This is a genomic window from Pseudovibrio sp. Ad46 (assembly GCF_001623065.1).
In the GTDB taxonomy this organism is placed as follows: Bacteria; Pseudomonadota; Alphaproteobacteria; order Rhizobiales; family Stappiaceae; genus Pseudovibrio.
This window is the reverse complement of the sequence record NZ_LMCG01000011.1, coordinates 1-12,559: the sequence shown is the minus strand read 5'-3', so window position 1 is coordinate 12,559 and position 12,559 is coordinate 1. Positions and strand designations below refer to the sequence as shown.

The window sequence follows — 12,559 nt, the reverse complement described above, 5'->3', positions numbered from 1 at the left end:
AGTCTGTTGCCATTGGGGCTGGCATGGCCGCAGCAGCTGCTGGCGCGCTTCTGGCCGGTGCTATCACCACAGTTGCTATTCCCGCCCTTGCCATTACGGCTGGTGCCATTGTTGTTGGCATGGCTGTTGGCATGGCGCTTGGACAACTGGACAAGATGTTTGGCTTGCGAGAAAAACTGTCTGCTGCCTTGCGCTGGACTGGTGAGGCTGTTGCGCGCGGCCTTCAGAAAACCGGTCAAGTTATTCGTGAAGCACAAGTTTCCATGCGCCAAAAGGTGGAAGAACTTGAACGCCGCAGCAATCGGTTTTTCTATGATCTGGAACGCGAGACCATCTGGCATTTTGGTGGGCCTGATCTTTACAACCAGATCTACAGGCGGTGATGATGATCAACTGGTACATCAATAAAACCGTTCATTTTGGGCAGTGGATTGGCCGGGATCCGCGCAGAGCACATGGGTTTGCTGCTGCGCTCGATCTTTTGATGGTGTTCTTGGTGTGGAGTACGATCTCTGACTTTCTTTACGCGCAGCAGGTCATTGAGCTTGGACAGGATCACTTTGAAATTGCTCATGGCATCCAGGCTTTGGCTCTGGGATCTGTTGCTATCCCCATTGCTCATTTTGTCTTCACGCCCTGGGGTCACCAACGGCTTCAATGGTCTGTCAAAACATACCTCATTCTCATTTTTGGATCGCTCCTGGTCTTTGCTATTTCTGGCAATCTATGGGCGCAATCAATTGGGCAAAGAGCGCAGGACGAAGGGTATCTACTTTGCCAGAACGAGTTTTTCGCACCGGCAAAATCCTTCCATACCTATGTGCGTCCAGACACTTTATGTCCCGCTGATGAATGGCATTCCAAACCGTATCCACCACCGGTGGTGAGGCCCTAACAAAGCCCCCCAGACCACTCTCAGTTCTTATGCTTCCTTTGTTTTTTCTTTTGCCAGTGAGTTTGTTATGAATGCTATTGTCCAAATCCCGCAGCTCTTCCAGGAACAAGATCTGGCCTTTACCTTTGCAGCGCCTGCGCAGCCCAACGCGGAATTGCTGGTCACCGGGTTCTCGGCAACAGAGCGCCTTAACGGGCTCACGCAGATCCAGATTGAGCTGGCCAGCCCCGACAATGCGCTGGACTTGCATAGCCTGCTCGATACGCCCGCCACGTTGACCATCCATCATAAATACGAGGGCCTGCGCCATCTCTCTGGGGTAGTCGCCGAGATTGCCCGCGGCAATGAAGGTCATCACCGCACCAGTTACTCACTCACGCTGCTGCCCAGCCTGCACCGTTTAGCCCATGGCTCTGACTGCCGGATCTTCCAGAAGAAAAGCGTGCCCGAGATCGTCAAGATCCTGCTCAAGGAACACGGCGTCGAGGATGTGAAGTGGGATCTGACCGAGCCTCATGAAGCCCGCGAATACTGTGTGCAGTACCGGGAAAGTCACTTAAGCTTTTTAGACCGCATCACGGCAGAAGAAGGCATCTGGTATTACTTCACCTATGGTGCCAATGGCCAGCATACGCTGCAGTTCATTGATAACCCGCAGATCGTCTCGCAGCTGCCAGATCAGCCCAAGCTGGAATACAACGCCATGGCTGGCGGGGCGGTCAAAGGTGTCTATTGCTCCAGTTTTGTCCTGCGCGAACAGCTCAGAGCCACCAGCTTCATGCAGCGCGACTACTCGTTCAAGAACCCGCCTTACAACCAACAACACGCCCACCAGCGCGGTGAGGACAACGGCTCTGCCGGAGACTACGCGCTCTATGAATATCCGGGGCGCTACAAGGCGGATGATGTCGGCAAGCCGTTCACAAAACACCGGCTGGAGGCAGCCCGTGTTGAGGCCACGACAGGGCATGGTGCGACCAATGCTATCCACCTGATAGCCGGTCATCAGTTTGCGCTCACGGACCACCCGAACGACGACTACAATATCAAATATCATTTGCTCACCGTCTCGCATCAGGGTAGCCAGCCGCAAGCCGTGACGGAGGAAGCTGGCAGCGGCACCACCACTTACAGTGCCGGGTTTGAGGTTATGCCCGCCCGCCTGCCATACCGGCCCAAATTGCTCAAGAAGCCTTTGGTGGACGGCCCACAGATCGCCCATGTCACCGGGCCAGAAGGCGAAGAGATTTACTGCGATGAACATGGCCGGGTGAAAGTCTGGTTCCCGTGGGACCGTCATGGTCAGAAGAACGACACCTCCTCCTGCTGGATCCGCGTTTCCTCCAACTGGGCCGGCGCCAGCTGGGGCCACATCGCCATCCCCCGCATCGGCCACGAAGTCATCGTAGACTTCCTCGAAGGCGACCCAGACCAACCAATCATCACGGGGCGGACGTATCACAACAACAATCGTACGCCGAACAAGCTTCCAGACTTCAAAACCCGCATGGTCCTGAAGTCAGACAGCCACAAGGCAACAGGGTCCAATGAGCTCCGCTTTGAGGACGAGGGCGGACAAGAGGAAGTCTGGTTCCACGCCCAGAAATTCCACAACGGCGTTGTTGAAGATAACGAGACCTGGAAGGTGGGGGCCAACCGCCACAAACGTATCGAAGGATCTCAGTCTGAATCTATAGGCGGATCAAAGGATATTGAGGTGGAAGGCTCACACAGAGAAACCATCTCTGGTGTGAAAGACCTTCATGTGAAAGCGGTTCGCCGCACGCAGGTTGACGCAGCCGACAATGAAAGCATTGCTGATGACAAAACGCTGCAGGTTGGAGGCAACTATACCGCCAAGGTGAACCGTAACATTCGTATGGAAAGTCTGGCACACCAGCATTACACCGCTCCAGGTACTATCTTTGTTGATGGCGGTGATCAGGTGGTTGTTCGTGCTGGCTCTGCGATCTCTCTCAACGTGGGCGGCAACTTCATTCGAATTGATGCGAGCGGCATCAAGATTGAAGGCACTGTTGTGAATGTCAATTGCGGGGCAGGGGCCCCTGCGACAGGCAAGGATGTTCCATTCATTGAACCATCTGCACCAGAAGATTATCAAGGTCCCCATGCCGAGCGTTATGCCCGCTCCTTTGAGAAATAGGAGAGGTCTATGTCAGGAAAACCCGCAGCTCGTTTAGGTGACATTGGCTCTGGCCATGATTGTCACTTTCCGCCAACACCTGCCATTGCCGGAAGTCCAAATATCTTCATTAACAACCGGCCTGCTGTAAGGCAGGGGGATGCTTATGCGCCCCATGGCTGTTCACCATGCCCGTCTCCTTCTCATGGCAGAGCATTGGCGGCTGGTAGCCCCACGGTGAACTTTAACAACAAGCAAGCAGGCCGTGTTGGCGATCCGATAGATTGTGGTGGTGCTGATGTCTCGGGAAGCGCCAATGTATTCATCGGCGCTGCGTCCCCTCCAGGGACACGCAAGCCGTTCGCCGAGGAATGTCCATTTGCTAAGGATGCCTCATGACACAGGCAGCTTTATCTATCGATGTAGAGCCAGATACGTTCATCGCGGACAGTGTGAAGGCAAGTCTGTTTGATAAAGTTTCTGAGGACATTGCCGCTTATGCGATTATCGACGGACAATGGTGTGAAGATATCTATGGCCGGTTGCTGGGAGAAGAGCATACCAACTGGTGCAGTCTGATTGCTGGAGAACTGGCACAAGAACTGGCCTTGACCGCTCCCTATCTGGTGAGGTTGGAGCAGAATAGTGATCTCACCAATTGGTTGATTGAGGAAGGTTGGAGCAAAGGCTGGGGGATTTATTTCTTAGCTTCAAAGTCAAAGGCCAGAGAGCTTTACAGAACACCGCCCCTGGAAAGTCTGAAGCAGCAAGTAGAGCGCGGGGCTTTTGTTGCTTCGCCAGATATCTCTGAGGACGAAGCCACGGATGTCGTGCTTCTGCGACGACATTTCCGGCGTTATTTACGCGTTGAGTTTGAAAGTGATGGCCGGTTGGTGCGGTTTCGGTTTTTTGATCCAGCTGTTCTGCGCGTCTGGTTGCTCTCTACAAACCCAACGGAGACGCAGGCTTTCTTCGGGCCAATTACTGACTTCATTGCTGAGGATTGGTGTGAGGAGCCCAGCCTGTGCAATGCCCTGCAGCTCTGGCATTTTGCAGCACCTGCATCGGGACAGCATTGCAAAGCTGGCCGTTTTAACATGCAAACCCGTCAACTCATGCCTATGACGCCAATTACAGAAAGCTCCACACAAACCAACGAACGACCCAAGAGCCATATCACTCTCATCCGCAAGGCTCAGGAAAAAGCGTTTGAGGACATGCTGTGGGAGTTGTTTGTGGCACAGATAATCGCAGATTTCGCCAAAACAGGTCAATCAGAGGGCAAAGGACCACCGAACTTGGCAGCAATCAAGCCGTTTGTGAAGAGCCAATTGGAGTATGCCCATTCACTTGGCCTTTCAACTGCATTTGATCAAAAAGCCTATGTGTTCTGTGCCTGGAGATATGGAGAGAAGTTTGAGCAGCACTATGAAGAAGCAAAACAAGCCTTCGCAACCCCCTCGTTACGAGCAGATTTTTTCAGGCATCATGTGTATCAACGGGGGAGTAACTCATGAGTAATCCTAGCACTCCGCCAAACAGCAGCCCAACAAAAATTTGTGAGACATGTCCAGAATGCAAAGTAGAAGTGGGTTCATTTTTTGTCCATCCGTCTGTGTTTGACACTGGTGGAAGCCATCTTTTTATACGTTACACTAAACGAGATGGCTCCATGTGGTATTATCGCGGAGGGCCTTCCACAGGAAGTGAGTTTTCAGAAGACCCCAATGCAACAGAAGCAAATGCCCAAAATTCAGAACCAAATCCCGAGGTTCGTACAGGCGAGCAAAAAGATGAGGCATCTAGTGTTCCAGAGGTTATGATGCCAGACTGGTTGGGGGGAGAGACATACGGCGGACAAGAAATTGGCAACACAAATCCAATGGGTGCAATTATTACGCATTATGGGCTTTGGTCTGGCAGCGTTGAAGAGAGAAAATACGATAATAGGCCGTCTGGAATGTTAGAAATCGCAAGAGGATCATCGCATTGTGATTACCATGATTCCTTTGCCAATATTCTTAGGAATATTGGCGCTTTAAATATCGATTATGATACACTCGGCCCTAATAGCAATAGTGTCGTAAGAACTATATTAGAGAAAACCAGCTTACCTGTATTGAAACCAGATCGCTTTACACCGGGTTGGGGAACCATTCTATATTAAATTATATTTACTGGAACAGTACCGTCATGTTTATTCGGAAATTAAAAATAACAAGCATATCTATATTAGTGGCAGCCATAGTAATTCCAACGCTACTTTATGCATCGAATGAGAAAGATAAAAGATCTATGAAGATTTATACTTTTAAAACGTTTCCTGATAACGGGAATGAACCAATGTTAGATCTTAAGTTCTTGGACACGATAGACAGGCCAGCAGCTTCCGAGTTCTATCAGAAGATATTTCTTAACAAGCACATTTCTCAGGTACGTGAAATTTATGACAAGGACTTTGTCTTATTCAAAAAAGGTGATCATCATGCCGCTTATATGAATTGGCGCACTTCTAAGGATAGTGAATTGCTAAAATCAAATCAATATTCCATATCTTATCAATACTCTATTAAAGATCCCAAAAGAGATGCTGCTGGAGCAGGGTTATCTTACGATATTACTCTTACAGTTGATAAAGAAAATATCGTTAAAGACGTCAAGGTAACCAATGATTTTTACTATTTTTGAGGTAGACGTTGTTTAACGTCTCTTTGATTTAGCGAGCTATAACTGAATCTGATGTATGAGGTTTTTGAGATAGCAGCGTATCGGGTTGATTGATGCCAAAATCAACGTTTTAACCACTTGGAGATACGCTATCTAGGATCAGGGGCACATCTTGAGTCGACTTTATATCAGAGCCAAGGCTGAGCCTTTCAAAGGCAATCTTGTTTTCGCTGCTAACCGTAGTGGCGGGACTTCGAGCGAGGGGGTTTCGTATCTTGAAACACCACTTGAGCGCTGAAACCGCGAAGATACTTAAAGTCCCGCGTCAACACTACGTCAACAGCCATACTCCGTTTGAGCTGCATTTGTTCTCTTCCAAAGACCTTGAATGTGCCCGAATGCCGTCAGAGAACATAAGATAATTCAAGGAGTTGTGGTGCTATGTCATTGAAATATAAGAATAGCAAAATCTTTACAATTTGAGGCTCATAACCTGAAGGTCGTAGGTTCAAATCCTACCCCCGCAACCCAATATTTGATCAATAGATCAAACACATAACACAACGTCAACAAGAGACACGTTCGTAAGCAGCTTACTCAGCAGATATGGGTGAGAAATGCCGATAGCAGTCGCGGATCAGTGCGGGCGAGGGCCTCCAAGGTAGGCGTAGTGACTCAGCTGCTGCAAAGCGTCAGTTGGTAAGCTAAGATCCACTCAGCGACGCTTACTTTCCTTAGGACTGTTCCTGCTTGATGAAGAATTGACCATTTGCGGACATTCGCAGGTGTCCGACGTATTCTCAGCTAATGCGAGGTTTCAACTGTAGGTCGGTGTTTTTAGGCTCAAAAATGGAGGAAGTAAACAAAGCCTCCTTAGTTGATCGAGTAGCCTGAATGAATTTCCCTCTCGGGCTCTCACAGAACCGGACGTGAACCTCTCAGCTCATAGCTTACAGCAATAGGGCCATCAAATTCTTTTTGTTGCAGCGATCTATTGAGCCACTTACAAGCCGCCGTTGTATCACTAGAAGGCATAATGAATATGAGACGAGCTGTATGAAATAAGCGCTGGCAAATAAGGTGAGACCACCTACCAATTACATTAAATCGCAGTGCCTAATCTAAAATTGCGAGCAAATGATATGTAGGTTGAGGGATCTGTATGCTTCGATAACTATTGTCGATAAAAACATACAAGCAATTTTGGATCTTCAAGTATTATATCTAGATAGTGAAGCAATTATATCTCAACACCTGAGGTGTGTGAAGTAATGATAACGAATGCCCGATTGCTTCCAGCCAAGTTGTTCAAATTTGAACAAGTAAACCTTTATTTTCCACTTTGGCACGCGAAGTTCGGCTGTGTAGTCGTGCATAGGCTAAACGCATCAGCGTGAGCATGTTGTATGAGTTGGTAATAATTAGCCATGCAGCCGGCTAACTCAAATGGCCTCACAGCAAATTACATCATGTCCGTGGACATTATCGAAAGGACAAACCATGGTTTTACGTATAAACGATACAATTCCCGATTTGACGGTGACGACTGATCAGGGAAAACTCAACCTGCACAACTGGGTTGGCGACAGTTGGGCGATAATTTTCTCGCACCCTAAAGACTTTACACCCGTTTGCACAACTGAATTTGGTGCTGTTGCAAGACTGGCGAAGGAATGGGAAGCTAGAAACACCAAGGTATTGGGTATCTCGGTAGATGGTGTTGAAGACCATAAAAAGTGGAAAGGTGACATTGAAGCCGTTGGCGGGGCCAGGCCAGAGTTTGCAATTGTTGCTGATGACGATTTAGAGATGGCAAAAGCATTTGACATGCTGCCAGCGGAATATGTGATGCCAGACGGTCGGACGCCAGCAGACTCTGCCACAGTACGTTCAGTGTTTATCATTGGACCTGACAAGCAGGTGAAACTTATGATGACCTATCCGATGTCTGTTGGTCGTAATTTTTCCGAAATATTGCGTGCTTTGGATGGCCTGCAAATGTCTGCCAAAGGCGTTGCTACCCCAGCTGATTGGCAGGTAGGACAAGATGTGATTGTACCGCCAGCGGTTAGCACGGAGGATGCTCAAACGAAATTCGGTGTGGTGAATACCATTTTGCCGTATTTGCGCACTGTCCATGCGCCACGTTAGCCTCATTTGTCTGATCATGTTTTACTAAGCTAAGCGATTATGAACCTCGGAAGAAATATTTACCGAGGTTCTTCTCTACTTATTTCTTAGTGTATGATTATTCCAAATTTTATTCTGGTCCTAGAACACACTGAAATTGGCCGTTCTCTAAGATCAACTCAGTTTGGATGTCATTTCTCTTGAATATAATCTTGGCGCAGACGCGCTATATCTAGGATCTCGGTCTTTTAATCTCGAAAATCGACGATATTACACGGAAGCTGCAATATCAGAAAATCTCCCAGTTTTTAGGGCATATGAGCAAACGGTTTGCGACGGTTTGGCCGCTATGTCTATTTCTAACAGTTTCAAAATGTGGTCAAATTGGCAGCTTCACAAGCCTACACACTTCTGTTTAAAGCGCAGCCTCCTGTGGCGTTTTCTGTTTGGGGCTCGCGATCATTAGCATCACAAAGATTGCTCAATGATAACTGTATTGGCTTAAGAGTATTCGTAGCTCTGACAGGCGGCAGGTTAGCTTACTTCCAAATGACCTGCGTCGAATGTCTTTGTACTGCTTCTCAGCGGTATTGCTGACAGGCCTTACAATTTGCCTGGTTACTCTCTCCTGCACAAAAGATGATCTACTCACTTGGCCTTGATGACAAACACAGTGGCCTAGTCAAACACAAACAGGTGGTCGTTCTTCCGGCACTGCCATCAGTAAATCATGCGGCACATACAGCTTCTTATGCACAGTTTATCCTACATTTCAGCCACTGAAGTGTCCTCCAACAGAGCCTGTGTTCCTCCTCCTTCACCTCATAGCTAATAGCAATAAGGCCTTCAATTTCTTTCTGTTGTGAAAGTCCAGAGTCTAATCCATTTCTGCAAATGAAATTGCCGAAAAGTTGGATCCTAGAGGAAGGGTGAGCAATGCAGCTTTCAGATTACAATACTCAAATTAGGAACCTATCTCAGACCTTTACCTGGGCAATTCTGGTTTTGGGTGCTTTTCAATTTCTGCTCGGGATTGGGGTTTTAGGACAGAGGGCAACGGAGATCGATGCGGCGGGCTACACGCGCTTCCATGCATATTGGGGGATGGGACTTTTGATCGCCATTCTTGGAAAGCTTATTCTACTTTACTTTGTAGAAAAGCGCAGGCTTCTTAAGAAATCGCACCATTGGTTTTTTCGCCTATCAATCACAGTGCTATTTGCTCTCCTTGTAATTTTGCCTCTCGTTGGTGGAGTGAGATTGCTGGTAAATGAAAGGCCTAGCAGCTCTTTGGGACTTACTGTGGCGAGTTGGGTGCATGGGGAAAGCGTAAATTTTCTAGCGGAGTTGCACACTACACTGGCTTATGCGCTTGGGTGTGCCACAATTGTCTACGGCCTGAGCTGTGCGGCAAACTACATTCACTCTGTAAACAGAGAACTGTCCCACATTGTTATAGAGGATCCATATACTTAGAGGAGGAGCTCCGCAATAAATCTACGCCGGAAACTCTATCAAGTTTCATTCAACGAAGGGCAACTGTTACTCCATTCGAAAAACACTATATCTCCGATTGAGTTCCAAGCAGTGTCACTGGCGACCCTTGCATTTTGCCAATTGCTCACTCCCGCTCAAAACGCTGACCCACTCGCTTCGTTTATGACAACCTTCGCCGCCTCTAAGACGTTATGTAGCTCGTGCAGTCTTGTATCCAAGATTTGCTCAACATTTTGGCCACTGATGTACCTCGTAAAAGAGACCGCATTCCTCCTCCTCTGCCTCATCGCTAATAGCGATAAAGCCTTCAATTTCTTTCTATTGTGAAGGTTTAGGAGCCTAAGTATTTTCAGCCGATGAAGTAATTGAAAAGTCTACCAAAGATGGGCCGAGCCGGATGAAATGAGCGACAGCACATAGCAAGAGACCATCTCTAATCTGATGCAGTTGCTCATTTTTTCTCTCCACCACTTCAATCCGAATGAGTGGCAGAGACCGTTACGCATGAGCGCGTTGCCCACAAAAAGTGTTCATCCGAACCGGAAGCACTTCGCAGGTACCATTTTGCGCCTTTTCGAGAAGCCATACCAAAAGCTGACGAGTGTTCCTGAACAAGCACCGACAAACTCCACGTCATTTCACGTCAAAACGGTCAGGTCTTGAAGTGTGATGAGTACATCAAAGAATTAGAACTAAGAGTTCCGATAACCACATGACTACGCCCCCGACAACAGTATGTTACAAGCACTTTCTGAACCGTCTGAAGTGCGGTGGACGCATGACCAAAATGGCCGGTGTTACAGCAAGTCGAGCGCCCTATGTTGCAGCTGCGGTAATTGTATCAGGGCCTTTGGTGTTGTCCGGAGCAACAGGCGCCCTTGGGCAGGCTTGGGAAGGTAACCACTCGACCGACTGGTTTACTGAGGATAACTGGTCTAGTGATATTATCCCGAATAGTACACATTATGTTACCATTGATACCACAGCACCCAACCCGACCACTGTAACGAATAAAACCACCAACGGAACGGCAGAGGCGCAACGTCTATATGTCGGCGTCGACGGCGATGGCACTCTGACGGTGTCCGATGGTGGCGCGGTGAGTAATACGCACGGCTATATCGGCCAAAACAGTGGCTCAACCGGCACAGTTGAGGTGACCGGCATCGGGTCAACCTGGGACAATTCGGTGGATCTGAGTATCGGTCACTATGGTAACGGCACTCTGACGGTATCCGATGGCGGCACAGTGAGAAGCGCGTTCGGTTATGTCGGTTATCAAAGTGACTCGACTGGCAGTGTTGAAGTGATCGGCACTGGGTCAATCTGGAGCAATTCGAACAGCATTCGTATCGGCGAAAGCGGAGATGGCACACTGTCGGTATCTGATGGCGGCGCGGTGAGTAGCTCGAACGGTTACATCGGCGGCGACAGTGACATAACCGGCGGAGTTGAGGTGAGCGGCACCGGATCAGCCTGGGACATCTCGAGCGGCCTGTTTGTCGGCGAACAAGGCGATGGTACTCTGACGGTATCCGATGGCGGCGCGGTGAACAATCAGTACGGCATTATTGGCGGCGGCAGTGGCTCAACCGGCACAATTGAGGTGACAGGGACCGGATCAACCTGGGACAATTCGGGCAACCTGCATGTCGGCGCCGCCGGCGATGGCACTCTAACGGTATCCGATGGTGGCACGGTGAGTAATACAAACGGCATTATCGGTCATGGTATTGGCTCAATCGGCACAGTTGAGGTGACCGACACCGGGTCAACCTGGGAGAATTCGGGCAATCTGTTTGTCGGCCTCGGCGGCGAAGGCACTCTGACGATTTCCAAAGATGCAACAGTTAGTGTGTCTGGAGCAACTAAGCTGGGCGCTCATTCAACTGGTTCTGGCGTTTTGAACATTGGTGCGGGCAGCGGTGAAACGGCTGCTGCAGCCGGGACGCTTGATTCCGCAGCGGTTGAATTTGGTGATGGTACCGGGGTGATCAACTTCAATCACACAGATAGTGACTACACCTTTTCTGCGGATGTCAGCGGGAATGGCAGTGTCAATCAACTTTCCGGCACCACAATTTTGACAGGAACTAACACTTACACGGGCGACACTATAGTTTCCGGCGGTACCCTGGAGTTGCGCGGCGGGAGTGTTTTGACCGACACTCAAGCGCTGAGGGTCGGCTATGCCGGTACCGGCGCATTAACCATTGGAGAGGGCAGTGAGGTTAATAGTGGATTTCTGAATATTGGCCGCGTGTCGGGCAGCGTGACAGTGACGGGTTCAGGGGCTTCGTTAGATGTTGCAACTAACTCTACAGTTGGTGTGTATGGGACCGGAACGCTGACCATCTCCGATGGCGGCAGGGTTACCAATGGTCTGAGCAGTGTTATCGGTGGGGCTGACGCCACAGGTGCCGTGACTGTGACGAATGACGGATCCGTCTGGGAGGCCGGAACTCTCTTCGTCGGCCAGTATGGTGCCGGCTCCCTAAAAATAGAGAATGGCGGCAGGGTCACTTCTGGTCTCGCCAACATTGGCTTTGACAGTGCCAGCTTCAGTGGGACCAGTTCGGGTATTGTTACAGTGACGGGCGGAGGCTCCGTTTGGGAGAGCAGTAATCGTATAATCGTTGGAGATAGAGCGCCCGGGACGCTGACGATCGCAGATGGCGCCATCGTGGATGTAGATGGTGATGTCGAGCTGGCCGTCGACACTGTTTCACAAGGCACACTCAATATTGGTGCTGCTGCTGGCGAAACTGCGCAAGCAGCAGGCGTTCTGGAGGCCGCAGCGGTTGAATTTGGTTACGGTGCCGGGGTGATCAACTTCAACCACACGGATACCGACTACACGTTCTCGACTGCCGTTAACGGGAATGGCAGTGTTAATCAGCTTGCTGGCACCACCATCCTGACCGGCATCAACACCTATACCGGCGGCACCACCGTTTCGGGAGGAAGGCTGGTTGTTAATGGCTCCATTGGTGATGTTACAGTCAACGGCGGTAGCCTTGGTGGGTCAGGCACGATTGGCGGATCGGTGTCCGTTGCAAGCGGAACGATTGCAGCGGGTAACAGTCCGGGTAGGCTGACGATTGGCGGTGACCTTAATCTGACCTCCGCATCCGTTCTGGATTTTGAGCTTGGATCTCCGTCTGGCACAGCGGGTGTAGACAGTGACCTCATCACTGTTGGCGGTGATCTGACGCTGGATGGATCGC

General features: G+C 49.7%; 10 protein-coding genes. All 10 read left to right on the top strand.

Going from position 1 to position 12,559, the window contains the following annotated elements; translation table 11 throughout:
- Window positions 1–383 (top strand): hypothetical protein (locus PsAD46_RS28040; protein ID WP_208981672.1); only part of this gene is annotated, 383 nt, incomplete at its 5' end.
- Window positions 384–385: 2 nt separating this feature from the next.
- The gene (locus PsAD46_RS04320; protein WP_153040679.1) at window positions 386–895 is read left to right on the top strand and encodes a hypothetical protein; all 510 of its coding nucleotides are present in this window, start codon (window positions 386–388) and stop codon (window positions 893–895) included.
- A 67-nt stretch (window positions 896–962) separates the two neighbouring features.
- On the top strand, window positions 963–3,059 hold the full coding sequence (tssI, locus tag PsAD46_RS04315; protein WP_063306226.1) for a type VI secretion system tip protein TssI/VgrG: 2,097 nt from the start codon (window positions 963–965) through the stop codon (window positions 3,057–3,059).
- Between the two features lie 9 nt (window positions 3,060–3,068).
- The gene (locus PsAD46_RS04310; RefSeq protein WP_082596416.1) at window positions 3,069–3,437 is read left to right on the top strand and encodes a PAAR domain-containing protein; all 369 of its coding nucleotides are present in this window, start codon (window positions 3,069–3,071) and stop codon (window positions 3,435–3,437) included.
- Window positions 3,434–4,555, top strand: a complete 1,122-nt coding sequence (locus tag PsAD46_RS04305) for a DUF4123 domain-containing protein (RefSeq protein ID WP_063306225.1) — start codon at window positions 3,434–3,436, stop codon at window positions 4,553–4,555. Before PsAD46_RS04310 ends, PsAD46_RS04305 begins: the two co-directional genes overlap by 4 nt.
- Window positions 4,552–5,205: a hypothetical protein gene (locus PsAD46_RS27840; protein WP_153040678.1), complete on the top strand. Its 654-nt coding sequence runs from the start codon at window positions 4,552–4,554 to the stop codon at window positions 5,203–5,205. Before PsAD46_RS04305 ends, PsAD46_RS27840 begins: the two co-directional genes overlap by 4 nt.
- Window positions 5,206–5,231: 26 nt before the next feature.
- Window positions 5,232–5,726 carry a hypothetical protein gene (locus PsAD46_RS04295; protein WP_063306223.1) on the top strand — a complete coding sequence of 165 codons (495 nt, stop codon included), beginning with the start codon at window positions 5,232–5,234 and terminating at the stop codon, window positions 5,724–5,726.
- Between the two features lie 1,479 nt (window positions 5,727–7,205).
- The gene (locus tag PsAD46_RS04290) at window positions 7,206–7,856 is read left to right on the top strand and encodes a peroxiredoxin (RefSeq protein ID WP_041768617.1); all 651 of its coding nucleotides are present in this window, start codon (window positions 7,206–7,208) and stop codon (window positions 7,854–7,856) included.
- 915 nt (window positions 7,857–8,771) lie between these two features.
- Window positions 8,772–9,311 carry a hypothetical protein gene (locus tag PsAD46_RS04285; protein ID WP_063289727.1) on the top strand — a complete coding sequence of 180 codons (540 nt, stop codon included), beginning with the start codon at window positions 8,772–8,774 and terminating at the stop codon, window positions 9,309–9,311.
- Window positions 9,312–10,044: 733 nt separating this feature from the next.
- Window positions 10,045–12,559: autotransporter-associated beta strand repeat-containing protein (locus PsAD46_RS04280; protein ID WP_193776908.1), on the top strand; the 2,515-nt coding region annotated here is incomplete at its 3' end.